At 70.1% G+C, this 24,805-nt stretch carries 22 protein-coding genes; 13 read left to right on the top strand and 9 right to left on the bottom strand.

Annotated elements, in window-relative coordinates:
* Positions 1 to 203: 203 nt before the first annotated feature.
* The 7 genes from ACO07H_RS20525 to ruvC all read left to right on the top strand — a co-directional run bounded on the left by ACO07H_RS20525 (position 204) and on the right by ruvC (position 6,954).
* Positions 204 to 1,613 carry a coniferyl aldehyde dehydrogenase gene (locus ACO07H_RS20525; protein ID WP_422017587.1) on the top strand — a complete coding sequence of 470 codons (1,410 nt, stop codon included), beginning with the start codon at positions 204 to 206 and terminating at the stop codon, positions 1,611 to 1,613.
* A 3-nt stretch (positions 1,614 to 1,616) separates the two neighbouring features.
* Positions 1,617 to 3,254, top strand: a complete 1,638-nt coding sequence (locus ACO07H_RS20520; protein WP_422017585.1) for a GMC family oxidoreductase — start codon at positions 1,617 to 1,619, stop codon at positions 3,252 to 3,254.
* Between the two features lie 2 nt (positions 3,255 to 3,256).
* Positions 3,257 to 3,568 carry an antibiotic biosynthesis monooxygenase family protein gene (locus tag ACO07H_RS20515; protein WP_422017583.1) on the top strand — a complete coding sequence of 104 codons (312 nt, stop codon included), beginning with the start codon at positions 3,257 to 3,259 and terminating at the stop codon, positions 3,566 to 3,568.
* Between the two features lie 165 nt (positions 3,569 to 3,733).
* Positions 3,734 to 4,639 carry a tetratricopeptide repeat protein gene (locus tag ACO07H_RS20510; RefSeq protein ID WP_422017581.1) on the top strand — a complete coding sequence of 302 codons (906 nt, stop codon included), beginning with the start codon at positions 3,734 to 3,736 and terminating at the stop codon, positions 4,637 to 4,639.
* Between the two features lie 44 nt (positions 4,640 to 4,683).
* A complete protein-coding gene (locus ACO07H_RS20505) occupies positions 4,684 to 5,334 on the top strand; it encodes a lysophospholipid acyltransferase family protein (RefSeq protein WP_422017579.1) in 651 nt (216 codons plus the stop codon).
* Positions 5,334 to 6,326 carry a phosphatidate cytidylyltransferase gene (locus tag ACO07H_RS20500; RefSeq protein WP_422017577.1) on the top strand — a complete coding sequence of 331 codons (993 nt, stop codon included), beginning with the start codon at positions 5,334 to 5,336 and terminating at the stop codon, positions 6,324 to 6,326. The genes ACO07H_RS20505 and ACO07H_RS20500 overlap by 1 nt, the downstream gene beginning before the upstream one ends.
* Positions 6,327 to 6,405: 79 nt before the next feature.
* Entirely contained in the window at positions 6,406 to 6,954 is a 549-nt protein-coding gene (ruvC, locus tag ACO07H_RS20495; RefSeq protein WP_422017575.1) for a crossover junction endodeoxyribonuclease RuvC, read from the top strand.
* A gap of 6 nt (positions 6,955 to 6,960) precedes the next feature.
* On the opposite strand, the gene sugE is transcribed toward ruvC, so the two are convergent.
* From sugE to ACO07H_RS20480, 3 genes are all read right to left on the bottom strand, one after another.
* Positions 6,961 to 7,278, bottom strand: coding sequence for a quaternary ammonium compound efflux SMR transporter SugE (gene sugE, locus ACO07H_RS20490; protein ID WP_422017573.1), 318 nt, complete (start codon positions 7,276 to 7,278; stop codon positions 6,961 to 6,963).
* A 227-nt stretch (positions 7,279 to 7,505) separates the two neighbouring features.
* Positions 7,506 to 7,988: an FxDxF family PEP-CTERM protein gene (locus ACO07H_RS20485; protein ID WP_422017571.1), complete on the bottom strand. Its 483-nt coding sequence runs from the start codon at positions 7,986 to 7,988 to the stop codon at positions 7,506 to 7,508.
* A 20-nt stretch (positions 7,989 to 8,008) separates the two neighbouring features.
* Positions 8,009 to 11,080, bottom strand: coding sequence for an ExeM/NucH family extracellular endonuclease (locus ACO07H_RS20480; protein ID WP_422017569.1), 3,072 nt, complete (start codon positions 11,078 to 11,080; stop codon positions 8,009 to 8,011).
* Between the two features lie 394 nt (positions 11,081 to 11,474).
* Between ACO07H_RS20480 and ACO07H_RS20475 the strand changes: the two genes are divergently transcribed.
* Both ACO07H_RS20475 and ACO07H_RS20470 read left to right on the top strand, forming a co-directional pair.
* On the top strand, positions 11,475 to 13,337 hold the full coding sequence (locus tag ACO07H_RS20475) for an ABC transporter ATP-binding protein (RefSeq protein WP_422017567.1): 1,863 nt from the start codon (positions 11,475 to 11,477) through the stop codon (positions 13,335 to 13,337).
* A 188-nt stretch (positions 13,338 to 13,525) separates the two neighbouring features.
* Positions 13,526 to 15,313, top strand: coding sequence for an ABC transporter ATP-binding protein (locus tag ACO07H_RS20470; protein WP_422017565.1), 1,788 nt, complete (start codon positions 13,526 to 13,528; stop codon positions 15,311 to 15,313).
* Between the two features lie 23 nt (positions 15,314 to 15,336).
* Here the strand turns inward: ACO07H_RS20470 and ACO07H_RS20465 are convergent, their stop codons facing one another.
* Both ACO07H_RS20465 and ACO07H_RS20460 read right to left on the bottom strand, forming a co-directional pair.
* A complete protein-coding gene (locus tag ACO07H_RS20465; RefSeq protein ID WP_422017563.1) occupies positions 15,337 to 16,827 on the bottom strand; it encodes a serine hydrolase domain-containing protein in 1,491 nt (496 codons plus the stop codon).
* A gap of 309 nt (positions 16,828 to 17,136) precedes the next feature.
* Positions 17,137 to 17,880 (bottom strand): phasin family protein, encoded by a 744-nt coding sequence (locus ACO07H_RS20460; protein WP_422017561.1) that lies wholly within the window; start codon positions 17,878 to 17,880, stop codon positions 17,137 to 17,139.
* 198 nt (positions 17,881 to 18,078) lie between these two features.
* On the opposite strand from ACO07H_RS20460, the gene ACO07H_RS20455 reads away from it, so the two are divergent.
* Genes ACO07H_RS20455 through ACO07H_RS20445 form a run of 3 tightly spaced genes read left to right on the top strand, consistent with a single transcriptional unit; the run spans position 18,079 to position 21,902 of the window.
* Positions 18,079 to 20,073, top strand: coding sequence for an SDR family oxidoreductase (locus ACO07H_RS20455; protein ID WP_422017559.1), 1,995 nt, complete (start codon positions 18,079 to 18,081; stop codon positions 20,071 to 20,073).
* A gap of 60 nt (positions 20,074 to 20,133) precedes the next feature.
* Positions 20,134 to 20,679: a GNAT family N-acetyltransferase gene (locus ACO07H_RS20450; protein WP_422017557.1), complete on the top strand. Its 546-nt coding sequence runs from the start codon at positions 20,134 to 20,136 to the stop codon at positions 20,677 to 20,679.
* Positions 20,676 to 21,902, top strand: a complete 1,227-nt coding sequence (locus tag ACO07H_RS20445; RefSeq protein WP_422017555.1) for a saccharopine dehydrogenase family protein — start codon at positions 20,676 to 20,678, stop codon at positions 21,900 to 21,902. Before ACO07H_RS20450 ends, ACO07H_RS20445 begins: the two co-directional genes overlap by 4 nt.
* 5 nt (positions 21,903 to 21,907) lie before the next feature.
* On the opposite strand, the gene ACO07H_RS20440 is transcribed toward ACO07H_RS20445, so the two are convergent.
* The 4 genes from ACO07H_RS20440 to ACO07H_RS20425 all read right to left on the bottom strand — a co-directional run bounded on the left by ACO07H_RS20440 (position 21,908) and on the right by ACO07H_RS20425 (position 23,862).
* Positions 21,908 to 22,393, bottom strand: a complete 486-nt coding sequence (locus tag ACO07H_RS20440; protein ID WP_422017553.1) for a hypothetical protein — start codon at positions 22,391 to 22,393, stop codon at positions 21,908 to 21,910.
* On the bottom strand, positions 22,390 to 22,665 hold the full coding sequence (locus ACO07H_RS20435) for a hypothetical protein (RefSeq protein ID WP_422017551.1): 276 nt from the start codon (positions 22,663 to 22,665) through the stop codon (positions 22,390 to 22,392). The genes ACO07H_RS20440 and ACO07H_RS20435 overlap by 4 nt, the downstream gene beginning before the upstream one ends.
* 49 nt (positions 22,666 to 22,714) lie before the next feature.
* Positions 22,715 to 23,194 carry a glycine zipper domain-containing protein gene (locus tag ACO07H_RS20430; protein WP_422017549.1) on the bottom strand — a complete coding sequence of 160 codons (480 nt, stop codon included), beginning with the start codon at positions 23,192 to 23,194 and terminating at the stop codon, positions 22,715 to 22,717.
* A 110-nt stretch (positions 23,195 to 23,304) separates the two neighbouring features.
* Positions 23,305 to 23,862, bottom strand: a complete 558-nt coding sequence (locus ACO07H_RS20425) for an HNH endonuclease (RefSeq protein WP_422017547.1) — start codon at positions 23,860 to 23,862, stop codon at positions 23,305 to 23,307.
* 215 nt (positions 23,863 to 24,077) lie between these two features.
* Between ACO07H_RS20425 and ACO07H_RS20420 the strand changes: the two genes are divergently transcribed.
* On the top strand, positions 24,078 to 24,791 hold the full coding sequence (locus tag ACO07H_RS20420; RefSeq protein ID WP_422018668.1) for a TetR/AcrR family transcriptional regulator: 714 nt from the start codon (positions 24,078 to 24,080) through the stop codon (positions 24,789 to 24,791).
* Positions 24,792 to 24,805 lie beyond the last annotated feature (14 nt).

The raw sequence follows: 24,805 nt of genomic DNA, 5'->3' as shown, positions 1-24,805 counted from the left end.
ACGGCGATGCTCGCGGCATCGAGCCGCTCGCACATCGCCTGACGGGCCGGCTTGGGGCGGCCCGGCGCTCGGCCCGCAAACCCCACGCCCACGTGTCACCTGCGGGACTAGACGCAGTCCTCTAGTCCAGGGCCGCCCCCGTTGGGCGGCCCGTCAGTTGCGGTTAGCCTCTGCGGATTCGATCCAGAACCGGAGACAAGCCGATGGACACCGCATTGCAGGAGCGGCTGCACCTGGCGCTGCTCGCGCAGCGTCGCGCCTTCGAGGCCGAGCGCATGCCCAGCGAGACGGTGCGCCGCGACCGCCTGGAGCGGCTGCTGGCGATGACGCGCCAGCACGGCGAGGCACTGGCCGCGGCGATGGCGCAGGACTTCGGCCACCGTGCGCGGCAGGAGTCGCTGCTGGCCGACATCTTCACGGTCGAGTCCGGCACGCGCCATGCGCTCAAGCACCTGCGCCGCTGGATGAAGGCGCGGCGCGTCGCCACGCCGCTGCACTTCCTGCCCGGCCGCAACGTGCTGATGCGCCAGCCGCTGGGCGTCGTCGGTGTCGTGTCGCCCTGGAACTACCCCTACTACCTGGCGATGGAGCCGGCCGTCGCGGCGCTGGCCGCCGGCAACCGTGTGCTCATCAAGCCGTCCGAGCTGACGCCGGCGACCTCCGAGCTGATGGCGCGCATCGTGGCCGAACGCTTCGCGCCGGACGAGCTGCAGGTCATCACCGGCGACGCGGAGGTTGGCAAGGCCTTCACGCAACTGCCGTTCGACCATTTGTTCTTCACCGGCTCCACGGCGGTAGGCCGCCACGTGGCCCAGGCCGCCGCGAAGAACCTGACGCCGGTGACGCTGGAACTGGGCGGCAAGTCGCCCGCCGTCGTGGACCGCAGCGCCGACCTGAAGCTGACCGCCTCGCGGCTGGCCTTTGGCAAGCTGTTCAACGCCGGGCAGACCTGCGTCGCGCCGGACTACCTGCTGGTGCCGCGCGAGATGGTGGAGCCGCTGAGCCAGCAGATCCTGGCCGACATGCGCCGCATGTACCCGCACATCGCCGGCAATGCCGACTACACCAGCATCGCCACGCCGCGGCATCTGGCGCGGCTGCAAGGCCTCATCGCCGATGCCGCGCAACGCGGTGCGCGCGTGCTGCGCAGCCATGACGAGCACCCGGACGACCGCCGCCTCGTGCCCGCGCTGCTGCTGGACGTGCCGCCCGAGGCCACCGTCATGCAGGAGGAAATCTTCGGCCCGCTGCTGCCCATCGTCGGCTACGACCAGGTGGACGACGCGCTGGCCCACGTCAACCGCGGCGAGCGACCGCTGGCGTTGTATTGGTTCGGCAGCGACACCGATGCGCGTGACCGCGTCATGCGCGAGACGCACGCCGGCGGCGTGACCATCAACGACTGCCTGTGGCACCTGGGCCAGGAAGAGCAGCCTTTCGGCGGCGTGGGCGCCAGCGGCATGGGTTCGTACCACGGCGAGTGGGGCTTTCGCACCTTCAGCAAGGAGAAGCCGCTGTTCATCCAGTCTCGCTTCGCCGGCACCCAGCTGTTCCAGCCGCCTTACGGTGGCACCTTCGAAAAGCTGCTGTCGCTGCTGCGGCGCCTGGGCTGAGACATGACCGACATGCAACGCTTCGACGAAACCCATGACGTCATCGTCATCGGTGGCGGCTCATCCGGTGCGGCGCTGGCCGGGCGATTGAGCGAAGACCCCGGCACGAGCGTGCTGCTGCTGGAGGCCGGCGCCGACGTGACCAACTTTCTCGCCACGGTGCCCACCAGTGCCGTGCTGATGGTGCCCAGCAAGCTGCACAACTACGCGTTCCAGACCGTGCCGCAAGCGGGCCTGAACGGCCGACGCGGCTATGTGCCGCGCGGCAAGATGCTGGGAGGCTCGTCGGGCATCAACGCGATGGTCTACATCCGCGGCCAGCGCGAGGACTACGACCACTGGGCCGCGCTCGGCAACCCGGGCTGGGGCTGGAGCGATGTGCTGCCGTTCTTCATCAAAAGCGAGGGCAACGACAGCCTCGGCGCGCCGCTGCACGGCCGCGACGGCCCGCTGAAGGTGAGCCGGCTGCGCAGCGACAACCCGCTGCAGGACGCCTGGCTGGCGGCCGGACGTGAGGCCGGGCACACGATCAACGCCGACTTCAACGGCGACACGCAGGAAGGCGTCGGCATCTACCAGGTCACGCAGGACCGCGGCGAACGCTGCAGCGCCGCGCGCGCCTACCTGTGGCCGCACCGCGCCCGGCCCAACCTGCGCATCACGGCGCAGGCCCAGGTGCAACGCATCCTGTTCGACGGGCGCCGCGCGGTGGGCGTGGAGGTCAGGGTGGCCGGCGTGCTGCGCCGGCTGCAGGCCCGCCGCGAGGTCGTGCTGTCGGCCGGGGCCATCCAGTCGCCGCAGCTGCTGATGCTGTCCGGCATCGGCGACGCCGCTCAACTGCAGGCCCAGGGCATCGCCGTGCTGCATCACCTGCCCGGCGTCGGCGCCAACCTGCAGGACCACCCGGACTTCGTGTTCGGCCTGCGCAGCAGCACGCTGCACAGCTTCGGCCTGTCGCTGCGCGGGGGGCTGGCGTTCTGGCAGGCCGTGCAGCGCTACCGCGCCGAGAAGCGCGGCATGCTGACCAGCAACTTCGCCGAGGGCGGCGCCTTCCTGCGCACGGCCTTCGCGCCGGACCGGCCGGACATCCAGCTGCACTTCGTCGTCGCCGCCGTCGAGGACCATGCGCGCAAGCTGCGCTGGGGCCATGGCCTGTCCTGCCACGTCTGCCTGTTGCGCCCGCGCAGCCGCGGCAGCGTGAGGCTGGCCGGCCGCGACGCGAATACCGCACCGCTGATAGACCCGGCGTTCTTCCAGCATCCGGACGACCTGGCGCAGATGGTGGCGGGCTTCAAGCTGACGCGCACGCTGCTGCAGCAGCCGTCGCTGCGTGCCTGGTGGAGCCGCGAGATGTGGAGCACCGAGACGCGCAGCGACGCCGACATCGAGGCGCTGCTTCGCCAGCGCGCCGACACCATCTACCACCCGGTGGGCACCTGCAGGATGGGCGCGGACGCGATGGCCGTCGTCGACGCCGACCTGCGCGTGCACGGCCTGCAGGGTCTGCGCGTGGTGGACGCGTCCATCATGCCCACGCTGGTCAGCGGCAACACCAACGCGCCGGCCATGATGATCGCGGAGAAGGCCGCGCAGATGATGCAGGCCGCCGCCCGCCAACCCGAAGCCGTCGCAGTGGCCTGACCATGATCCTGGAGATCGCCCAACTGCAGGTGCGCCCCGGCCAGGGTGCCGAGTTCGAAGCGGCGTTCGCCGAGGCGCAGGCCATCATCGCGTCCATGCCCGGCTACCAGGGCCACGAGTTGCAGCGCTGCCTGGAGTGCGCCGGCCACTACATGCTGCTGGTGCGCTGGGACAGCGTCGAGCACCACGAGGTGGGCTTCCGCCAGTCTGCGCAGTACCAGGAATGGCGTCGGTTGCTGCACCACTTCTACGACCCGTTCCCGACGGTGCTGCACTACCAAGGCGTCGCCGGCCCCGGCCTGTCAAGCGGCTGACGCGGCGCGACCATGGCCTGCGCCGGGCGGGGCTGCCTTCCTGAGCGCAGGCTTGCGTCCTACACGTAAAGCCTTGAAACCGGACGGCCCGTCGTCAGATCGGCAGCGCAAACTGCCATCAGCCTGGGCGCGCGGCGCGCGGGCAGTGGTTCGAGGAGTGTTGCGATGAAGTTCCCCCGATTCCTGATGCTGTGCATGGCGCTGCTGTCCGCGCTGTGGATGGGCGCGGCGCAGGCGCTGCCGACGGTCGACGAAGTGCAGGCCGCCACGCAGCGCGGCGACTATGCCGGCGCCGAGAAGATGATGCAGGAGGTCGTCGCGGCCCGGCCCGACAGCGCCCGCGCGCACTACGTGCTGGCCGAGATCCAGGCGCACCAGCGCAAGTTCGACGAGGCCGCCGCGCAGTCGCGCCGCGCGCGAGCGCTGGACCCGGCCATCAAGTTCGCCGATGCCGCCAAGTTCAGCGCCTTCGAGCAGTTGCTGCAGCGCGAGCAGGCTGCGGCCGCCCGGTCCGCCGTGCCGGCGCCGGCCCTCGGCACGGCGCCGCCCGCACGCGCGGCGCCCGCCGAACGCAGCAGCGGCGGCGGCGTGCCGCTGTGGATGTTGATCGTGGGCGCCGGCCTCTTCATCTGGCTGGCCGCCAGCTGGATGCGCCGCCGCACCGCCGCGCAGAGCCAGCCTGCGGTGGCGGGTGGCTACGGCATGAGCGGCGCCGGCTATGCGCCGCAAAGCTATGGCCCTCAGGGCTATGGTCCCCAGGGCCCCGGCGTGCCGCCGGCCGCGGGGGGCTCCGGCCTGATGGGCGTGGGCCTGGCGGCCGCGGGCGGCGTGGCGGCCGGCATGCTGGCCGAGAAGCTCATGCATGGCGGCAGCGACGAGCGCAGCCTGCCGCGTGACCAGGGGGCCGGCGCCGGTACCGGCAGTGGCCTCATTCCCGGCAGCTTCGACGGCGGCGGCAGCAACGCCGCGGCCGATGAGCTGAGCCGCCGCGACATCGACTTCGGCAGCGGCGACGGCTGGGGCGGTGGCGACGCCGGCGACGCGGGTGGCGGCGGCAGCGACGACTGGTAGGCCGGCCGCGCCGCGCGAGGGCGGGCCGCGATAATCCGGCCCCTATGACGCTCGCTGCCTTCACCGGCCAGGTGCTTTCCTTCATCGCCCGGCTCATCACCGGCGCGCAAGGCCACTGGAAGGGCTGCCCACCCCTGGCGGAGCAGCGCATCTACATCGCCAACCACCAGAGCCATTTCGATCTCGTGCTGATCTGGGCGGCGTTCCCGCACGAGCTGCGCGCGCAGACGCGCGCCATCGCGGCCAAGGACTACTGGACCAAGAGTGCGTTCAGGCGCTGGCTGACGACGGCCGTCTTCAACGCCATCTACGTCAGCCGCACGCGCAGCAGCCCCGACGAAGACCCGCTGGAGCCGCTGGCCGAAGCGCTGGCCGCGGGCGACTCGCTGGTGATCTTCCCGGAGGGCACGCGCTCCGCCCAGGGGCACCCGATGCCGTTCAAGTCCGGCATCTTCCACCTCGCCGAGCAGTTCCCGCACGTGCCGCTGATCCCGACGTGGATCGACAACGTGCAGCGCGTCATGCCCAAGGGCGAGGTCGTGCCGGTGCCCATCCTGTGCACGGTCACGTTCGGCGCGCCGCTCCAGCTGCGCCCCGGTGAGAGCAAGGCCGATTTCCTGTGCCGCGCCCGCGAGGCCGTCATGGAGCAGCGCCCCGACCCGGCAGCCGTCGGCCGCCTGGCGGAGGCGGACTGATGCGCTGGCTGCAAGCCTTGACCGCCAGCGAGCAGGTGGCCCTGCTCTTCGTCGTGCTGTTCGGCTTGCTGACGCTGCTGACGGTCGGCCTGTTCCTGAACTCGCTGCGCGAGCGTGAGGACGAGGAGGCTCGCCGTGCGTCCGAGCTGACCTGGGAGCGCGTGCGCCGCGACCTGCGCGCGGCCTGGATAGGCGGCAGCATGTTCTGGGTCGCGTGGATCTCGGGGCCGCTGGGCGCGACGCTGCTGTTCGCGCTGTTCTCGTTCCTCGCGCTGCGCGAGTTCATCACGCTGGTGCACACCCAGCGCAGCGACCACCGCACGCTCATCGTCGCCTTCTTCGTGCTGCTGCCGGTGCAGTACATGGTCTGCGGCACGCGTTTCTTCGACCTGTTCACGGTGTTCCTGCCGGTCTACGGCTTCCTCGCGCTGCCCATCGTCAGCGCGCTGGCCGACGACCCGCGCAGTTTCCTGGAGCGCAACGCCAAGATCCAGTGGGGCGTCATGGTCTGCGTCTACGGCCTGTCGCACGCGCCGGCGCTGCTGCTGCTGGACTTCCCCGGCTACACCGGCCGGGGCGCGTTCCTGCTGTTCTTCCTCGTCATGGTGGTGGCGGCCTCGCAGATCGCGCAGGAGATCGCCACCCGCACGCTGCGCCGCCGGCCGGTCGCGCGGCGCATCAGCCGCAGCTTCTCGATGCGGGCGTGGTGGATAGGCACGCTGACCGGCTCGGCCGCGGGCGGCCTGCTGTTCTGGATCACGCCCTTCAAGATCGGCCAGTCGCTGGCGATGGCCTTCCTCACCGCGGCTGCGGCAGGCTTCGGCGGCCTCGTCATGAAGGCGCTGAAGAAGGATGCCGGCGTGCGCTACTGGGGTAACCGCAGTTCCATCACGGGCGCCGTGGGGCTGCTGGACCGCATCGCGGTGCTGTGCTTCGCCGCGCCCGTGTTCTTCCACTCGGCGCGCTGGTACTTTGCCGGCGCGGCAAGATGATGATGCCGCCCCTCGCCCCATCTCGCCGGGTTGAACGCGGGCGAGCGCCCGGCCCCAATGCCGCGGTTCCGGAGAAGCGATGAGGATTCTCGGCATCGACCCCGGTCTGCAGACCACGGGCTTTGGCGTCATCGACGCCGACGGCCCGCGCCTGGCCTACATCGCCAGCGGCACCATCAAGACCAGCAGCGTCGCCACCGGCGACCTGCCCGCGCGGCTGAAGATTCTGTTCGACGGCATCCGCGAGGTCACGGCGCGCTACCAGCCGCAGTGCGCGGCGGTGGAGATCGTCTTCGTCAACGTGAACCCGCAGTCCACGCTGCTGCTGGGCCAGGCGCGCGGCGCGGCGCTGACGGCGCTGGTGTCCGCCGACCTGGCCGTCAGCGAGTACACGGCGCTGCAGATGAAGAAGGCCATCGTCGGCCACGGCCATGCCAAGAAGGAGCAGATCCAGGCGATGGTGCAGCGCCTGCTGAACCTGCCCGGCGTGCCCGGCAAGGACGCGGCCGATGCGTTGGGCCTGGCCATCATGCATGCGCATGCCCACACCAGCTTCGAGGCCATGAGCCGCAGCACGACGCTGGTGCGCCGCCAGCACGCGCTGTTCAAGGGTGGCAGAACCTACTGACGCACGTCAGGCGGTCGTGAGCTTGAGCCCGACGATGCCGGCCAGGATGAGGCCCACGCAGGCCAGCCGGGCGACGGTCGCCGGCTCGCTGAACAGCACCATGCCCAGCACCACCGTGCCGACGGCGCCGATGCCCGTCCAGACGGCGTAGGCCGTGCCCACCGGCAGCGTGCGCATCGCCACGCCCAGCAGCGCGACGCTGACGACCATCGCCGCCACGGTGGCGGCCGTGGGCCAGGGGCGCGAGAAGCCTTCGGTGTACTTCAGGCCGATGGCCCAGCCGACTTCGAACAAGCCGGCGATGACGAGAAGGAGCCAAGCCATGGGGTATCTCCCGGCGCGGTGCGCCCAGGTCCCGGGCCGTCCCGGGAGGTGCAAGCGCTGGCGAGGTCGTCCGCGCCAGGGGGTTGAAGAGGTGTGGGGCGAAGTCTAGGCAGCGCGGCGTGGCCTGTGGCGCATGGCCCGGCATCGCCTGGGTGGTTGGGCCGCCACAGTTGCACGAGCAACAAAAAGCCCCGCCAAGGCGGGGCTGGTCATGGGCGACGGGCCGCTCAGATCTTGCGGCGGCGGGCCAGCATGCCGATGGCGCCCAGGCCGCCCAGCATCAGCGCCCAGGTCTCGGGCTCGGGCACGGCGGTGACGGTGTAGCCACCGCTGCTTTCCAGGCCGGTGGTCGGCTGGAAGTGAAGGAAGGCGTCGGTGACATCCATGCTGCCGGACAGCAGGGACAGCGTGCCGGCGGCGTTGGTGCTGGTGTAGCTCAGGCCGAGGAACACGCCGTCGGCGTAGTCGGCGGTGGCCGAGCCGTTCAGCGTGTAGGTCACCGAGTTGAAGTTCAGCGTGAACGCGCTCAGCGCGAGTTGTTCGAACGCCGAGCCGCTCACCTGGGCGGCGTTGAACGTGTAGCTGCCGGCGAAGGTCTGGCCCGACAGCGGGCCGGCATCGACGGTGCCGCTGAAGTTGAAGCTGTCGGCGTGGGCGGCCGAGGCGGCGATCAGCGCAGCGGCAGCGATCAGGTGGGGACGGAATTTCATGAGGGTGTCCTTGCGGGAAGTCAGAACTTGAAGGAGGAGGCGTTGACGGCGGTGCAGCTCACGTTCTTGAGCTTGACGACCGGGCGCGAGGCGGCCGGGCCGGCGGCGCCATCGGGGTCGTAGCCGATCAGGCCGCCGTCGGCCTGCTGCGTGCACGTGACATGGCCGGTGGTCAGCGGCGCGCCGCTGGTGATGCCCACGTTGCGCAGCAGGTCGGTGAAGACCAGCAGGTCGATGCCCGGCTTGAAGTCGGTGATCGTGTCCAGGCCGTCCGCGCCGGTGCGGTAGACGAACTGGTCGCGGCCGCCGTTGCCGGTCAGCGTGTCGCGGCCCAGGCCGCCTTCGATGATGTCGTCGCCCGGCGTGCCGACGATGGTGTCCGCGCCGTCGGTGCCCTTGAGGGACTTGAACAGGTTCAGGCCCATCAGCATCGGGTCATGGTCGGACGAACGGAACGCGGTCGGCGTGTAGTAGTCCGGGCCGCAGGTCGCGCAGGCGGGCTGCTTGAATTCCAGGTTGTAGTCGATGATGGTCGGCTCGTCGGCGTTGATGTGCCAGGAAGTCGCGAAGGCCAGCTTCGGGGCCAGGCTGGCGGTGACGAAGCCGTGGTCCAGGCGACCGGAGCCGCCGTCGAAGATGTAGGACCAGTCCAGCGGATCGAAGCTCGACACCGCGTCGACGATGGCACCGCCGCTGAGCAGCGCGTCGATGGGGTCTTCCTTCTGGTGCGCGTTGAAGTCGCCCAGCAGGATGACGTCAGGCGTGGACGTGCTGGCCTGCACCTGCGCCAGGAAGGTCTTCAGCTGCGCGATCTGCTGCGTGCGGGTGGCGTTCCAGCAGCCCTGCAGGCCGTCGTCGGTGTCGGCACCGCTGGTCGGGCAGGAGCCCTTGCTCTTCAGGTGGTTGACGATGACGGCGAACTTCGAGCCGTTGGGGGTGGCGAAGCTCTGCGCGAACGGCGGGCGGTTGTTGATCGCGGCCGGGTCGGCGATGGACACGCCGTTCAGCGTCAGCTTGCCGGGCTTGTAGATCATCGCGACGCGGATGGCGTCGGTGCCGGTGCCCTGGGCCGGTGCGGGCACGACGGCGTAGGTGTTGGCGCCCATCACCGCGTTCAGGCTGTCCACCAGGTGCTGCACGGCCACGTTGCCGTTGTTCTGGATCTCCATCAGGCCCACCACGTCGGCGTTCAGGCCGCTGAGGTTGGCGACGATCTTGGCGCGCTGGCGCTGGAACTCCAGCAGGCTGTCCGCACCGCGGCAGTTGCTGGCACTGGTGGCGCTGCCGAGCGTGCAGCCCTGGCCGCTTTGGCCCAGGTAGTTGCTGCCGTCGGTGAACGTCGTGAAGAAGTTCAGCACGTTGGCGCTGGCGATGCGCACGTTGCCGCCGCTGACCGGCGGCGCCGCGTCGCGCGGGTTGCTGCGCGCGATGACCGGCGCCACGGTGGGCTGCAGGCGGTACATGACGGCGCCGGTGGTGGTGGCCGTGGCCAGGCCGAAGTCGATGACGCCGGTCACCTCGTCCAGCGTGTCCCCGGCGCGCACGGTGTTGTCCGCGCCGATGTAGGGCGTCGGGTTCACGTTCTGCAGCGTGCTGCCGTCGTCCAGCAGGAAGGAGCGGCGGGCGTTCTCGGCCTGCAGCGCGAGCGCGTCGGCACCGGGGCGGTAGACGTGGGTGGGCGTGTAGGCGCGGCCACCGGCGGACACGGTCAGCTGGCCGTAGCGGCCCAGGAAGTAGTTCTGCTGCACGGTCAGCGGGCCGCGGATGCGCACCAGCATGCCTTCGTAGGCTTCCAGGCCGCCGGCGGGCAGCGTGGCGAGGTTCACGTCGGCGGGCTGGATCTGGTAGCCGCTGCCCAGCACGGTGATGCCGGTGACGTTGGTCAGCTCCGTCAGCGGTGCGGCGAGGCTGGCGGCGTTGTTGGCGGCACCGGTGTTGTACTCGGTGACCGTGGCGCTCAGGCGCACGAGCTGGCCTTCGACGACCGTGGGCGCCGTGCTCGTGAAGACGTAGATGCCGTCGGAGGTCGCCGGGTCGCCGTCACCGACCGGGTCCTGCATGAAGAAGCCGGCGTTCGTGACCTTGGTGACGACACCGCTGGTGGTCACGGTCTGGCCTTCCATCGGGCTGCGTGCGCCCGAGCCCTGGATGGCGGGGATGGTCACGGTGCCGGCCACGGACACCTTGAAGGTGCAGCTGGCGGTCTGCGCGTCGTCGTTGTCCCATTTCAGGTTCAGCGTGTAGCTGCCGGCTGGCAGCGAGCCCGACACCTGGATGGCCTGCGACGCCGCCACGCCCTTGTCGGACGACGGCGTGAACGTGCCCAGCGTGATGCCGGTGGGCCAGGCGGTCGGCGACTCGATCTTGGTGGCGGACGTGACCTTGCTGTCGGCGTCGACGGCCGTCACGGTGAAGCTCGATGGCACGCCCGACGCGGCCGAGCTGTCCGGGCAGCTCGGCACGATGGGCTGGTTGACCGGCGTGCCGCCACCGCAGACGTTCAGCGGGCTGGTGGCGTTGCGCGGCGCGGGCGTGCCGGCGGCGAAGTCGGCCGCGTTGTTGTCGGTGTCGGTGCAGCCGTTGGCGGCGCGCAGGTGGGCCGTCGTGTTGGTCAGCACGGCGGCGACCGCGCCCTCGGTGGGGGTGGCCGAGGGGCCCCAGGAGATCACGTCCTCGGCTGCCGGCGCGGCACCGCTCAGCGCCGTCGTGCTCTTCACCAGCGCGACCTTGCCGGTCGTGCCCGACATGTTGATCGAACCCGTCAGCAGGTCGCCGGGCACGTCGACCGTGCCGCCGGTGCCTGCCGCTTCACGGACCAGGTAGTACTGGCCGGGCTGCAGCGTCGTGCCGGCCGGGATGGCCGTCGTCTGCCAGCTCGTGCCCGCGGCCGCCGCGTATTGCACCGACCAGCCGCCGATGTTCACCGCCGCGCTGCCGGCGTTGAAGAGCTCGATGAAATCCTGCTTGTACGTGGCGCCGGAGTTGCCACCGCCGCCGTACACCTGGCTGATGACGATGCCGCTGGTCGAGGCCAGCACGGCGGGTGCGGCGAACAGCGCCGCGAGCAGAGACACCAGGGGTTTGATTTGCATGACGGATTAGTAAGATTTGCTCAGGACGGGGCGCATGGTAGGGATGCTTGGTGACGATTTGATCCACCGCATTCGTGGGGGTGGTTCGGGGCATCGTCCCGGCCCATGTCGCCTGCACTGCTTTTGTTCGGGGTTCTCACCTATTTCGGCCCGCTCCTGGTGCTGGCGAGGTGCGTTTCGCACGGTTCCGGGGCTCAGGGTTTGTACGTGAGGGGGAGGGAAAGTCCCTGGCCGGTGGTCGCGTTCGCGCTGGTTGCGCCGCAGCGGGTGTCAGGTCGTGCGCTGGCGGCGGTCTGCGTGGCAGCGCCGTTGCCGTGCGCGGTGCTGGACTTGGGGCAGATCGGGCTGGCGTCGCCGATGCTCAATGGGCTGCTGACGCGGCGACACTCCCTGGATGTTCGCCACTCCCGAGCTCTCCGCCCCGTCCAGCCTCTCCCGCATGCTCGCCGCCTTCATCCGCGAGCACTGGCGCAATTACGCGGCCGCCGGCGCGATGCTGAGCTGCATCGCGATGCTGACCGTCTGGATTCCGCGCCAGGTCGGCCATGTCGTCGACGACCTCGTGGCCGGCGGCCTGCAGGGCCCGGCGTTGGTGACGCAGCTCGGCCTGCTGGTGCTGGCCGGCGCGGTCATCTACCTGCTGCGCGCGGGCTGGCGGCTGACGCTGTTCAAGGCGTCGTTCAAGCTCGGCGCGCGGCTGCGCACGCGGCTGTACGGGCGGCTGGCGCTGCAGGGGCCGGCCTATTTCCAGACGCAGCGCACTGGCGACCTGATGGCGCTGGCGACCAACGACATCGACACGGTGGAGCAGGCCGCAGGCGAGGCGATGCTGGCGGGCTTCGACGGTTCGCAGACGCTGATCCTGGTGCTGGCCATGATGACCCTCGCCATCGACTGGCGGCTGGGCCTGGCGGCGCTGCTGCCGTTCCCGCTGATGGCGGGCGCGTTCTGGTGGATCTCCAAGCACCTGCACCAGGCCGCGCAGGACTCGCTGACGCGCTTCGGCGACCTGAACCAGCAGGTGCAGGAGAGCCTGGCCGGCGTGCGCACGGTGCGCGCGCTGGGGCTGGTGGGGCGCAGCGAGGCGCAGTTCAGCGGCCTGGCCGACCGCGCGGCCGAGGCGAGCTTTCGCTCGCAGCGCTGGGAGGCGGCGTACGAGCCCGCCGTCGGCATGTGCCTGAGCGCGGCCACGGCCATCGCGCTGGGCGTGGGCGGCTGGCTGGTGGCGCGTGGCGAGATCACCATCGGCCAGTTGACGGCCTTCACGATGTACCTCGGCCAGCTGATCTGGCCGATGTTCGCGGCCGGTTGGGTGCTGGCGCTGCTGGAGCGCGGCCGTGCCGCCTGGACGCGCCTGGCGCCGGTGCTGGACGCGCCGCTGACGCTGGCCGACACGGGCAGGGCAGTGCTGCCGGCCGACACGACGCTGCGCGCCGAGGGCCTGACGTTCACCTTCCCCGGCGCCAAGCGGCCGGCGCTGGCGCAGGTCGATTTCACGCTGGCCCCCGGCCGCACGCTGGGCATCGTCGGCGCCACCGGCGCGGGCAAGTCCACGCTGGTGCGCCTGCTGCTGCGCCAGTCCGAGCCCGACGCCGGGCGGCTGACGCTGGGCGGCGTGCCGCTGCCCGAACTGCCGCTGGCCGCGCTGCGCGCGCACGTGGCCTGGGTGCCGCAGGAGCCGTTCCTGTTCTCGGCCTCGGTCGCCGACAACATCGCGCTGGCCCGGCCCGGCGCGACACCGGCCGAGATCGAAGCCGCGGCGCGGCTGGCCTCGGTGCACGCCGACATCGCGCGGCTGCCCCACGGCTATGCGACCGAAGTCGGCGAGCGCGGCGTGACGCTGTCCGGCGGCCAGCGCCAGCGTGTGGCCATCGCACGGGCGTTGCTCAGCCAGGCAAGCGCCGGGCCGCCCCAAGCTTCCCTGACCCCCGCGGGGGGCGGAGGGCGCGAAGCGCCCGACTGGGGGCAGACCGCCTCGCCGCTGCTGGTGCTGGACGACGCGTTGTCGGCTGTCGACACCGGCACCGAGACCGACATCCTGGACCATCTGCGCGAGCTGCGCGCCGCCCGCCCGGACCGCAGCGTCATCGTCATCGCGCACCGACTCTCGGCGGTCATGGACGCGGACGAAGTCATCGTGCTCAAGCAAGGTCACGTCATCGAACGCGGCACGCACCCACAGCTGCTGGACCTGGGCGGCTGGTATGCAGCCCAGTGGCGGTATCAACAGATCGAGGCCAGCCTTGAAGCCGCTTGACATGGAGCCCCTCGCCCAGTCGCGCCCCGCTGAACTCGGGCGAGCCTGGTCGATCCCCCGAGGGGACGGCGATGCTTGCCGGATTGACCGGCAAGCACATCGCCCAACGGGCCGGCTTGGGAGCGGCCCGGCGCTCGGCCCGCGATGCCGCGGCGTCCTGCGTCGTGCGTGCGCAATGGACCGCTGACATGACAAAGACCCAAGAGAAGCCCTGGCAGAGCGTCGGCCTGCTGCTGGATTCAGCGCGGCCCGAGAAGCCGCACCTGCTGTGGGGCGCGCTGTGGCTGGTCATCGCCGCGGGCCTGGAGGTGCTGGCGCCCATCCTCGGCAAGCGCTACATCGACCACCACCTGCTGCCGCGCCAGTTCGACATCGCCGAGATGGCGACGCTGCTGGTGCTGGTGCTGCTGACCGGCTGGGCCGCGACGTGGATACGCTACGCGCAGCTGTCGCGCATGGCGGGCGTGGCGCGCCGCTCGGTGCTGCGGCTGCGCGAGCGGGTCTACGCGCATGTGCTGGCGTTGCCGATGGCGTTCTTCGACACCGCCATCACCGGCCAGCTCGTCAGCCGCGTCACCAACGACACCGAGTCCGTCAACCAGCTCTACCGCCAGGTGCTGTACGTGATGCTGGATTCCACCATCGTCGTCGCCGGCTCGCTGATCGCGATGGCCTTCCTGGACTGGCGGCTGATGCTCATCGTCGCGACGCTGGTGCCGGCCATGGTGCTCATCATCCTGGGCTATCAGCGGCTGTCGGCGCCGGCGGTGCAGCGCACGCGGCAGCTGCGCAGCGACATCAACGCGCAGATGGCCGAGAGCATGGCCGGCATGGCGGTGCTGCAGGCCAGCGGCGCAGCCGGCCGCTTCGGCGCGCGCTTCGAGGCGACCAACGCCGAGCACCGGCTGTCGCGCATCGCCGAGCTGCGCGCCAACGCCTGGCTGCTGCGCCCGGCGCTGGACCTGATGAACGTGCTGCTGCTCGTCACGGTCATCTACAGCTTCGGCCGGCGCGAGATGGCGGGGCCGCTGGGGGCGATCGAAGTGGGCCTGCTGTACGCCTTCCTCAGCTACATCGCGCGCGTCGTCGAGCCGCTGATCCAGATCACGATGCAGTTCGGCCAGCTGCAGCAGTCCATGGTGGCTGCGTCGCGCGTGCGCACGCTGCTGCAGGAGGCCGAGCACCGCGGGCCGGCGCAGGACGGGCATGCCATCGGGCAGGGCAGCGTGCGCATCGACGGGCTGACCTTCGGCTACGACGCCGCACGGCCGGTGCTGCACGACCTGGACGTGGACATCCCGGCCGGCAGCTTCGTCGGCATCGTCGGCCACACCGGCAGCGGCAAGAGCACGCTGCTGTCGCTGCTGCTGCGCTTCTACACGGCGCAGCAGGGCCGCATCACCGTCGATGGGCAGCCGCTGGCCAGCGTGCCGGACGCCGCCTTCCGCGACGCGGTGGGCCTGGTGCCGCAGGAGCCCTACCTGATGGCGGCCAGCGTGCGCGACAACATCGCCATGGGCCGGCCCGGCATCACGGACGACGCCATCCTGGCTGCTGCCCAGGCCGCCCGCGCGCACGACTTCATCACCGCGCTGCCGCAGGGCTACGACACGCGGCTGGGCGAAGGCGGCGCGCGCGTGTCCACCGGCCAGAAGCAGTTGCTGGCGATGGCGCGGGCGCTGGCCGGCGCGCCGCGCATCCTGTTCCTGGACGAGGCCACCAGCAACATCGACAGCGCCACCGAGCAACGCGTCGGCGAGGCGCTGACGGCGTTGCATGGGCGCGTGACGGTCGTCGCCATCGCGCACCGGCTGTCGACCATCCGTGCGGCCGACCAGATCCTGGTGCTCAACCACGGCCGGCTGCAGGAGCGTGGCCGCCATGATGAACTGATGGCGCTGGAGGGCGGCCTGTATCGCCGGCTCGTGGAGCTGCAGACGCTGGAAGAGGCCGACGCGGATGCGGGCTCAGCCTGACCTGGCCAGGCCTCGCCGCAGCATTACTGCTGCCTTGTGCCCGGGTACGTCGCCGCGCCTCTGATCAGCGAGAACCCGGATGCGACACCGCCGTCCTTGACATCGAAGTGTATCGACATGTCCTCTGCCGTCATGAAATAGGCGGTCTCGGACTCCGGGAACAGTTCCAGGCGCCGGGCGCCGAAGAGCGGGCTCTGGACATAGAGGCGCCCGCCTTCGGCAACGACATGGGCGGGCTGGTCCAGCAGCCGGTAGTTGCCGGCCAGCTTGCCGTACGCAGCCGCATCCACGGCGACCGCGGCCTTCTCGACCACGGCGAACTCGGGCCAGCCGTACTCGGTGGCGATGCTGGTGAGAACTTCTTCGATCAGCGCGGCGCCGTTCGCGCTGTTGGTCATCACCACGGCGCCCTTGCCGGACCGCGTGTAGCCATACAGCCTGGACCGAAAGCCCTCGGTGCCGCCGCTATGGCTGAAGCTGCTGTCCGCGCCCAGCTGTTCGACGAAGAAGCCCAGCCCATACTCGCCGAGGACGCGTGTCAGCATCACCGAGGCCGTGGCGCGCGACAGCAGCTTGTCGGACCGGCCGGCCTGCGCCTGCTGGACCTCGACGACGAGCCGGGCCAGGTCGGTCGGCGTGGTCCACAAGCCGGCGGCGGCCTCCGGATGGACATGCCAGCGCCCTGGGACGGCACTGCCATCGCCCCGGTGGGCCGTCGCGGCGGCATCGCGCCAGGCGGGCGGCAGCGTTTGCGCGAACGTGCTGCGCGTCATGCCCAGCGGCGCCAATACCGCGTCGTGCATGTAGTCCTCGAAGGGCAGTCGGCTCGCCTCGGTCACCAGCAACTGCACGACGCTGTAGCAGCCGCCGGAGTATCGCCAGGCGGTGCCAGGGACGGTGTCGACCCGCACCGGTTCCGAGTTGGCCGGCGCGGTCCCGTCCAGCACCTGCAGCAAGGTGGGCGTCTTCTGCCCGGCGGCGTAGCCGCTGAAGCCGTGCACCGTCAGTCCGGCGCTGTGGTTGAGCAGCATGCGCAGCGTGACGGCCTGGCCCCGGGTGAAGGCGTTGTCCGGGATCTGCCAGGCGCCCAACTGTCGATTCGCGGGCTGGTCCAGCGCCAGCCTGCCCTTGTCCACCAGGCGCAAGGCACCGATGGCGCTGACCGGCTTGCTGATCGAACCGGACTGGAACAGCGTGGTCGTCGTGGCGGGCCGGCCACCCGAAGCATCCAGCACGCCATAGGCGCGGGCCCATGCGATCCGGCCGTGGTCGATGACGGCAATGCTGACGGCCGGCACCTGGTGAAACGCCATGCGTTCGGCAAGCGCCATCCTGCGGTGGGGCGAATCCTTGACCGCGACCGGCGTGGACAGGCCTTGTTCCACGCGCGCGATGCGGGCCTGGAGGGCATTCGAACCGGGCGTGTCCGGCAGTGCGGCTGCCGCGGCCCGAGCCGGCAGGCCAAGGGCCGACAAGGCCAGCAGGCCCCATGAGAGTCGTTGCGCGAGGTTCATCGAGGAACCGTCACGGCGAATGGGGAAAGCAGGGGCACAGCCTTGATCGTTCATCGTGGGGGCGGCGCATGCTAACGCCGAAAGCAGGCGCCCCCGGTGCGGGCGACAGGCGCCGCTCGCGCGTGCCTGGGTGGGCGTGCCCGGCCAGCCGACGGCGGGAGCCCATGTGGCCGCGCGCAGGGACGGTGCCCGCCAAAACACAAAGGGCGCCGGCTTCACAGCTGGCGCCCAGGGGGCCTGCCACTGCCAGGGCCAACCCGATACCGGGCCGGCGCGTGGCCAGTGAGCGTGACGGATGCGCGTTGGGGCTCAGCCTTGAGCGGCCGGTGCGGCAGCAGGTGCCGGCGCAGCAGCAGCCTTCTTGGCGGCCGGGGCTTTCCTGGCGGCGGGCGCCTTCTTGGCCGGAGCGGCCTTCTTGGCCGGCGTCGCAGCAGCCTTCTTCGCCGGGGCGGCCTTCTTGGCGACGGTCTTGGCGGCGGTCTTCACCGCAGCCTTCACCGGGGCAGCGGCCTTGGCCACGGCCTTCTTGGCCGCGGGGGCCTTCTTCGCGACCACCTTTTTCACCGCCGCCGCTTTCTTGACGACGGCCTTCCTGGCCGCCTTGGCAGGCGCCTTCTTGATGCCGGCGGACACGGCCAGCGCGTCGATGCGCTTGACGAGGCTGTCCACGTCCACGGCCGACGGCACGCCCAGGCTCTTCAGCGCCTTGGCGACGCGCTGCTCGAAGATGGTTTCGAGCTTGTCCCAGTGCTGGCCGGCCTTGGCGCCGACGTCACCGGCCATGCCGCTGACCTTGTGGGCCACGGCGCTGAGCTTTTCTTCAGCGGCGGATTGGGTCTTCTTCTGCAATTTCAGTCCTTCCGAGACGAGGGCCTCGAAGACCTTGGAGCCTTCGCCCTGGGCCTTGGAGAAGGAGGCGAGGCCGGCGGCCCAGATCTGCTGGGCGCTGTCCTTGACGTTCTGCGCCATCGCGTTGTCGAGCAGGCCCGCGGGGAAGCCGGCGGATGCGGCAGCCTTCTTCTTGTCAGCCATCTTCTGGAGCTTCTTGACCATGGTGCTTGTCCTTGCGAGTTAGCGAATTGCCGAGGGGACTTTAGCGGCGGCATGCCGCGCCGGCACGGCGATTCCTAGTGTGTGCGCTCTACGACGGCGCCCGGCCGCGTGCCTGGGGAAAGTGCCCAGCGGGGCAGCCGGGCCCGTGGTGAAGAATCAGGCGCAGACCACCATCAAATCGACAAGCAGGAGACACGCATGCAGTATTTCGTCACCGGGGCCACCGGCTTCATCGGCAAGCGTCTCGTCAAGAAGCTGCTGGCGCGCCGCGGCAGCACGGTCCACTTCCTGATGCGCGAGGAAAGCGCCGCCAAGCTGCCCGACCTGCTGGCCTACTGGGGCGTCAGCAAGACGCGCGCGATCCCCGTCTACGGCGACCTGACGGGCAAGAAGCTCGGCGTGGCGGCCGACGTCATCAAGAGCCTGAAGGGCCGGATCGACCACCTGTACCACCTCGCCGCGGTCTACGACCTGAGCGCCGATGAGGAGGCGCAGGTCGCCGTCAACATCGAGGGCACGCGCAGCATGGTGGAGTTCGCGCAGGCGATCGACGCGGGCCATGTGCACCATGTGTCATCGATTGCGGCGGCAGGCCTGTACGAAGGCGTGTTCCGCGAGGACATGTTCGAGGAGGCCGAAGGTCTCGACCACCCGTACTTCATGACCAAGCACGAGAGCGAGAAGATCGTGCGCAAGGAGTGCAAGCGGCCGTGGACGGTCTACCGACCGGCGATGGTCGTCGGCGACTCCACCTCCGGCGAGATGGACAAGGTCGACGGGCCGTACTACTTCTTCAAGCTGATCCAGCGCCTGCGTCAGATCCTGCCGCCGTGGATGCCGAGCGTGGGCCTGGAGGGCGGGCGCATCAACATCGTGCCGGTGGACTTCGTCGTCGACGCGCTGGACCACATCTCGCACAAGGTCAGCAAGGGGCAGGGCTGCTACCACCTCGTGGACCCCAAGGGCTACCGCGTCGGCGACGTGCTGGACATCTTCAGCAAGGCCGCGCACGCGCCCAAGATGAACCTGTTCATCAACGCGGCGCTGATGGGTTTCATCCCCAAGAGCGTCAAGAAGGGCCTGATGGCGCTGGCGCCGGTGCGCCGCATCCGCAACGCGGTGATGAAGGACCTCGGCCTGCCCGAGGACATGTTCACCTTCATCAACTACCCGACCCGTTTCGACTGCCGCGACACCGAGGCCGCGCTGAAGGGCTCGGGCATCGCCTGCCCCGACCTGAACGACTACGCCTGGCGGCTGTGGGACTACTGGGAACGCCACCTGGACCCCGACCTCTTCATCGACCGCTCGCTGAAGGGCGCGACCGCCGGCAAGGTGGTGCTGGTGACCGGCGGCTCGTCGGGCATCGGCCTGGCGGCAGCCATCAAGTTCGCCGAAGCCGGCGCCATCACGCTGATCTGCGCGCGCGACCAAGCCAAGCTGGACGACGCCGTGGCCGAGATCAAGGCCAAGGCAGGCAAGGGCGCCCACATCCACGCCTTCGCCTGCGACATCGCCGACGAGAGCGGCTGTGCCGACCTGATCCAGTGGTGCAGCGAGCAGTTCGGCGGCGTGGACTTCCTCATCAACAACGCCGGCCGCTCCATCCGCCGCGCCATCGAGAGCAGCTACGACCGCTTCCACGATTTCCAGCGCACGATGGACCTGAACTACTTCGGCTGCCTGCGCGTGACGATGGGCCTGCTGCCGGGCATGGTCGCGAAGAAGCGCGGCCACGTCGTCAACATCAGCTCCATCGGCGTGCTGACGAACGCGCCGCGGTTCAGCGCCTACGTCGCCTCCAAGGCCGCGCTGGACGCCTGGACGCGCTGCGCGTCCAGCGAGTTCGCCGACACCGGCATCACGTTCACGACCATCAACATGCCGCTGGTGCGCACGCCGATGATCGCGCCGACGGCGATCTACAAGAACGTGCCGACGCTGTCGCCCGAGGAGGCCGGCGACATGATCGCGCAGGCCTGCATCAGCAAGCCGGTGCGCATCGCCACGCGGCTGGGCATCTCGGGCGAGCTGCTGCACGCCGCGGCGCCGCGCATCGCGCAGATCGTCATGAACACGACCTTCCGCATGTTCCCCGACAGCTCGGCCGCCAAGGGCGACAAGTCGGGCAAGTCGGGGCTGTCCCCGGAGGCCATCGCGATGCAGCAGATGATGCGCGGGATTCACTTTTAAAGCGCGACACTCGACTCAGGCCCGGCTCCGGCCGGGCTTTTTCGTTCAAGGATTCAGACCATGCTGAGAGGACAACGCGTCGGCCTGCGCCACGTGACCGAGGAAGACCTGCCATGGCTCAAGCGCACCACCGGCGACCCACAGATCCGCGGCCAGTTCATGGGCACGCGCATGATGACGCCGCACACCGTCGAGCAGCGCTGGAAGGACAACGGCTTCTCCAGCGAAGACGCCGAGCGGCTGCTGATCTGCCACCTGATCGACGGCAGCGTCATCGGCGACGTGGTGCACTTCGCCGCGGCCCGCTACACGACGGCGCGCGAGATCGGCTGGACGATGGCCGACCTGTCCATGCGCGGCCAGGGGCTGACGACCGAGGCGGCGTCGCTGCTGGTGGACTACCTGTTCGAGAACTGGCCCGTGAACCGGCTGTCGTGCGGCATGTCCGTGCACAACCACGCGTCGCGGCGCGTGGCCGAGAAATGCGGCTTCACGCACGAAGGCATCCAGCGCGGCATCGTCTTCGTGGCGGGCGAGTATGTGGACTGCCATTCGTTGTCGCTGTTGCGCAGTGACTGGCTGGCGATGAAAGGCAAGGGCGCGTGAGAGACCGGGAATTCGACCTCATCGTGTTCGGCGCGACCGGTTTCACCGGCCGGCTCGTCGCCGAGTACCTGCACCTCAGTGGCGCGGCCGGCGCACGCTGGGCGATTGCCGGGCGCAGCCTGGACAAGCTGGGCCAGGTGCGCGACGAACTGCACCTGCCGCCGTCCGTCGCGCTGCTGAAGGCGGATGCGACCGATGCCGCGTCGCTGCAACGCCTGGTGGCGCGCACGCGGTGCGTCATCACGACGGTCGGGCCGTACCAGCTCCATGGCGAGGCGCTGGCCACCGCCTGCGCCGAAGGCGGCACCGACTACGTGGACCTGTGCGGCGAGCCGCTGTGGATGGCGCGCATGATCCCCAAGCTCACGCCGCTGGCCGAGCACAGCGGCGCGCGCCTCGTGTTCTCCTGCGGCTTCGACTCCATCCCGTTCGACCTCGGCGTGGTCTACCTGCAGGCCGAGGCCGAGCGTCGCTTCGGCGCGCCGCTGCCCGAGGTGCGCGGCCGCGTCGCCCGCATGAAGGGCAAGGCGTCGGGCGGCACGCTGGCCAGCATGATGGAGACGATAGCGGCGGTGAAGCGCGAGCCGGCGCTGTCCAAGCTGATGGCCAACCCGTTCGCGCTGACGCCCGGCTTCAAGGGCCCGCGCCAGCCGGCGGACCACGGCGCGGACTTCGACGACTGGGCCGGCGCCTGGACCGGACCCTTCCTGATGGCCACCATCAACACGAAGAACGTGCACCGCAGCAACGCGCTGCGCGGCCACCCCTGGGGCACCGGCTTCGTCTACAGCGAGAAGCTGCTGACCGGCAAGCCCGGCCAGGGCGACCAGGGCCGCAGGAAGGCGTTCGCGCTGGCGCGCTTCAAGAAGGTGCAGAACCTGGCGCTCGCCTTCGGGCCGACCCGCTTCCTGCTGCGGCGTTTCGTGCTGACGCAGCCCGGCGACGGCCCGGACAAGGCCGCCCGAGAGGCTGGCCACTACACGTTGTGGTTCACCGGCAAGTCGGCCGGCGGCGAGACGCTGCGCGCCATCGTCAAGGGCGACCGCGACCCGGGCTACGGCTCGACCTGCAAGCTCATCAGCGAGGCCGCGCTGTGCCTGGTGCAGGACGTCAGCCGCGAGGGCACGCCGGGCGGCGTCTGGACACCAGGCAGCGCGATGGGCCTGGCGCTGGTGAGGCGGCTGCAGGCACGTGCGGGGCTGAGCTTCGAGATGGCGGCCTGAGCCCCTCAGTCCCGGCCAGCGGGTCGTTCGAAGCCGTTGTCCACCCAGGACTCGGCGGCCGACTGGCTGAGCTTGAAGCCGGCGCTCACCTTGACCCTGGCGAGTGATTCGCCCGCAGCGTCGAACGCGCTGAGCCAGGCGTAGGGGTCGTCCTCGGCGGGCACGATCTCCAGCGTGACCTTCGTCCACGCACCGTCACGCGCCACGTAGAGCGCCTTGTTGAGCTGCGCGTGCAGTTGCTGCTCGTGGCGGCGCAGCACCTCGGACGCCGTCTTGACCAGCGTGTTGAACGCGTTCACGTCCAGCGGCTTGGGGTTCTTCTTGTCGCGGCCCATGGTCCACGGGCCGACGAGTGCCGGCTCGCTTTCGCCGGCCTTGAACATGGCGACGGCCCAGCCCTCGTCGTCCTCGTTCTTGATGACCTGGGCAGTCCAGCCGTTGTCGCGCCACAGGCGGGCTTCGAAGACGGGTTCGTCGAGGTCGCTGCTCATGCCTTCAGCCCCTGGGCGAGCAACTCGGCGACCAGCGCATTGATGCCGCCCTCATGGCTGGCGGCGCGCTCGCGCAACTGCTCGGTCAGCGCGGCCGGCAGCTTGCAGGCGAAGGGGACGAGTCCGGCGGCAGCGTCCAGCTTGCGCCGGGCCTTGCGGTCGGGCAGCGCGGTGGCGGCCTGGCCGAAGCGGCCGGGGGCGGCCTGGCCGCGCAACGCCGTGTCCAGCTTCAGGCCGGCGAGGCGGTCCAGGTCGGTTTTCTTCATGCTCATGGGCTGGATTGTCCCTGTTCGGGACGCCCGGCCCTTGAGCCGCCGGTCATCAGCCGTTGCTGGCCGGTGCGGCGGGCATGACGCCCGGGGCGCGCTGCACGCGGGTCTTGCCGCCCGTGGTCACGAGGATGACCGCGTCGCCGCTGTTGAAGCTTTCGTTGCCCTTGGCCTGGATGACCGAGCGGCGTTCGCCGTTGCGCAGCTGCACGATGATTTCCAGCGCGTCCTCGCGCGTGGCCGAGCGCTCGATGGCGTTGCCGATGACGGCACCGGCCACCGCGCCGATGACGCCGACGACGGCGCCTTCACGGCGGCCACCGACCGAGCTGCCGGCGATGGCGCCGGTCACGCCGCCGGCCACGCCGCCGACACCGCTCTGCGAACCGTCCACCGTGACGGGGCGCGAGGACAGCACGGTGGCGTCCTGGATCTGCGACATGCGCTGCGCGTCACCGCGTTGCACCACGTCGGGGCTGGTGGTGGAGCAGGCCGACAGCACGAGCGCGGCGGCCAGGGTGAGGGACGTCATGAGCTTGGACATTGATTTCTCCGAGAGGGCAAAACAGCAGCCCAACGTGTGCAATTGTCCGCCCGTTGACCGTCTGAGGCCAAGGGCTACAACTCTTTACGGTTTCGCTGTCAACCGTGCAAACGCGAACTGCGCGGCACGCTGGCGAGCAGGAACTCCATCTGATCGGCCAGGATGCGCCGGCCGCGCAGGATCATGTCCTCGTGCAGGCTGGGCACGTAGGGCATGTAGAGCAGGCTCATGTTCGCCTCCTCCGGCAGCCGGTTGCCCTTGCGGCCGTTGCAGGACCGGCAGGCCGTGATGCAGTTCATCCAGGTGTCCTGGCCGCCGCGCGACGTGGGCTGGATGTGCTCGCGCGTCAGGTCGTCGGGCTCGCCGCAATGGCCGCAGTAGGCGCAGATGAAACGATCCCGCGCGAACAGCTTGCCGTTGGACAGCGCCGGCGCCTGGCGCCAAGCCCGGCTGGGCACGGCGCCGCGCACGGCGATGATGGGATGGACTTCGATGCGCGACTGCCGCCCGCTGATGCGCTGCCAGCCGCCGCGCAGCACCTGGCAGGGGTCGCCCAGCGTCCAGGCGACGCCGTCGCAGGCGTAGATCACGGCCGCCTCGCGGGTCGTGATCCAGGACTGGGGGCGGCCGGAGACATCGAGTTGCAGCACATCCACGGAAGTCAACCTCCTGCCGTGAGACTACTTCAGAAGCGCCCCGCCGCTCAAGCGCGCCGCCATGACAGCCATCACGTCCGGGTCATCCCTAAGTCCACGGCAGTATTAGGCACATCACCCTAGAAATCGGCGGGGCAAGCTGGCGCTGTCGCGGGAGTGACCTGCAAAATAGAACGATCGTTCGTTTTATTCTTGCCTCTCGCCCCGTGTCCTCGTTGCCTGTCACCGCCAAGAAAGCCGCGTCGCCGCGCTCGCCCAAGCCGGCGCGGGTGGTGCGCTCGCTGCAAAAAGGCCAGCAGACGCGCGCTGCCATCCTGGAAGCTGCGCTGGGGCTGGCGTCGCACATGGGCCTGGAAGGCTTGTCCATCGGCGCGCTGGCGGACGTGACGCAGATGAGCAAGTCCGGCGTGTTTGCCCACTTCGGCTCGCGCGAGGAACTGCAGATCGCGGTCGTGACGGAGTATCACGCGCGCTTCGAGGAAGAAGTCTTCTTCACCGCGATCCGCGAGCCGCGCGGCCTGCCGCGCCTGCGCGCGATGTTCGAGCGCTGGGTGCGACGCGTGTCGGTCGAGGTCGACTCCGGCTGCATCTACATCAGCGGTGCCGTCGAGTTCGACGACCGGCCCGGCCCCGTGCGCGACGCGCTCGTCGCGATGGTCAAGGCCTGGCATGCCGCGCTGCACAAGGCCATCGTGCTGTCGGTGGATGAGGGCCACCTGCGCGCCGACGCCGACGTCGACCAGATCGTCTTCGAGCTGCACGGCCTCATCCTGTCGCTGCACCACGACGCGCGCTTCATGCGCATCTCCGGCGCGCTGTCACGCGCCGGCAACGGCTTCGAGCGGACCATCCAGTTCTACGCGACCCCGCTGGGACTGGAGGTGGACCGCAGCCGCGCCCTATCCAAGAACGGCGCCACGCGGCGCTGACCGATTCACCACCC

The sequence above is a fragment of the Roseateles sp. genome (assembly GCF_965229315.1).
In the GTDB taxonomy this organism is placed as follows: Bacteria; Pseudomonadota; Gammaproteobacteria; order Burkholderiales; family Burkholderiaceae_C; genus Pelomonas.
The sequence above is the reverse complement of the archived record's forward strand: the minus strand, read 5'-3'. Positions and strand labels throughout refer to the sequence as shown.

Coding starts and splice junctions, on each gene's coding strand:
- ACO07H_RS20525 (WP_422017587.1), top strand. CDS start 204: ATGGACACCGCATTGCAGGAGCGGCTGCACCTGGCGCTGCTCGCGCAG.
- ACO07H_RS20520 (WP_422017585.1), top strand. CDS start 1,617: ATGACCGACATGCAACGCTTCGACGAAACCCATGACGTCATCGTCATC.
- ACO07H_RS20515 (WP_422017583.1), top strand. CDS start 3,257: ATGATCCTGGAGATCGCCCAACTGCAGGTGCGCCCCGGCCAGGGTGCC.
- ACO07H_RS20510 (WP_422017581.1), top strand. CDS start 3,734: ATGAAGTTCCCCCGATTCCTGATGCTGTGCATGGCGCTGCTGTCCGCG.
- ACO07H_RS20505 (WP_422017579.1), top strand. CDS start 4,684: ATGACGCTCGCTGCCTTCACCGGCCAGGTGCTTTCCTTCATCGCCCGG.
- ACO07H_RS20500 (WP_422017577.1), top strand. CDS start 5,334: ATGCGCTGGCTGCAAGCCTTGACCGCCAGCGAGCAGGTGGCCCTGCTC.
- ruvC (WP_422017575.1), top strand. CDS start 6,406: ATGAGGATTCTCGGCATCGACCCCGGTCTGCAGACCACGGGCTTTGGC.
- sugE (WP_422017573.1), bottom strand. CDS start 7,278: ATGGCTTGGCTCCTTCTCGTCATCGCCGGCTTGTTCGAAGTCGGCTGG.
- ACO07H_RS20485 (WP_422017571.1), bottom strand. CDS start 7,988: ATGAAATTCCGTCCCCACCTGATCGCTGCCGCTGCGCTGATCGCCGCC.
- ACO07H_RS20480 (WP_422017569.1), bottom strand. CDS start 11,080: ATGCAAATCAAACCCCTGGTGTCTCTGCTCGCGGCGCTGTTCGCCGCA.
- ACO07H_RS20475 (WP_422017567.1), top strand. CDS start 11,475: ATGTTCGCCACTCCCGAGCTCTCCGCCCCGTCCAGCCTCTCCCGCATG.
- ACO07H_RS20470 (WP_422017565.1), top strand. CDS start 13,526: ATGACAAAGACCCAAGAGAAGCCCTGGCAGAGCGTCGGCCTGCTGCTG.
- ACO07H_RS20465 (WP_422017563.1), bottom strand. CDS start 16,827: ATGAACCTCGCGCAACGACTCTCATGGGGCCTGCTGGCCTTGTCGGCC.
- ACO07H_RS20460 (WP_422017561.1), bottom strand. CDS start 17,880: ATGGTCAAGAAGCTCCAGAAGATGGCTGACAAGAAGAAGGCTGCCGCA.
- ACO07H_RS20455 (WP_422017559.1), top strand. CDS start 18,079: ATGCAGTATTTCGTCACCGGGGCCACCGGCTTCATCGGCAAGCGTCTC.
- ACO07H_RS20450 (WP_422017557.1), top strand. CDS start 20,134: ATGCTGAGAGGACAACGCGTCGGCCTGCGCCACGTGACCGAGGAAGAC.
- ACO07H_RS20440 (WP_422017553.1), bottom strand. CDS start 22,393: ATGAGCAGCGACCTCGACGAACCCGTCTTCGAAGCCCGCCTGTGGCGC.
- ACO07H_RS20435 (WP_422017551.1), bottom strand. CDS start 22,665: ATGAGCATGAAGAAAACCGACCTGGACCGCCTCGCCGGCCTGAAGCTG.
- ACO07H_RS20430 (WP_422017549.1), bottom strand. CDS start 23,194: ATGACGTCCCTCACCCTGGCCGCCGCGCTCGTGCTGTCGGCCTGCTCC.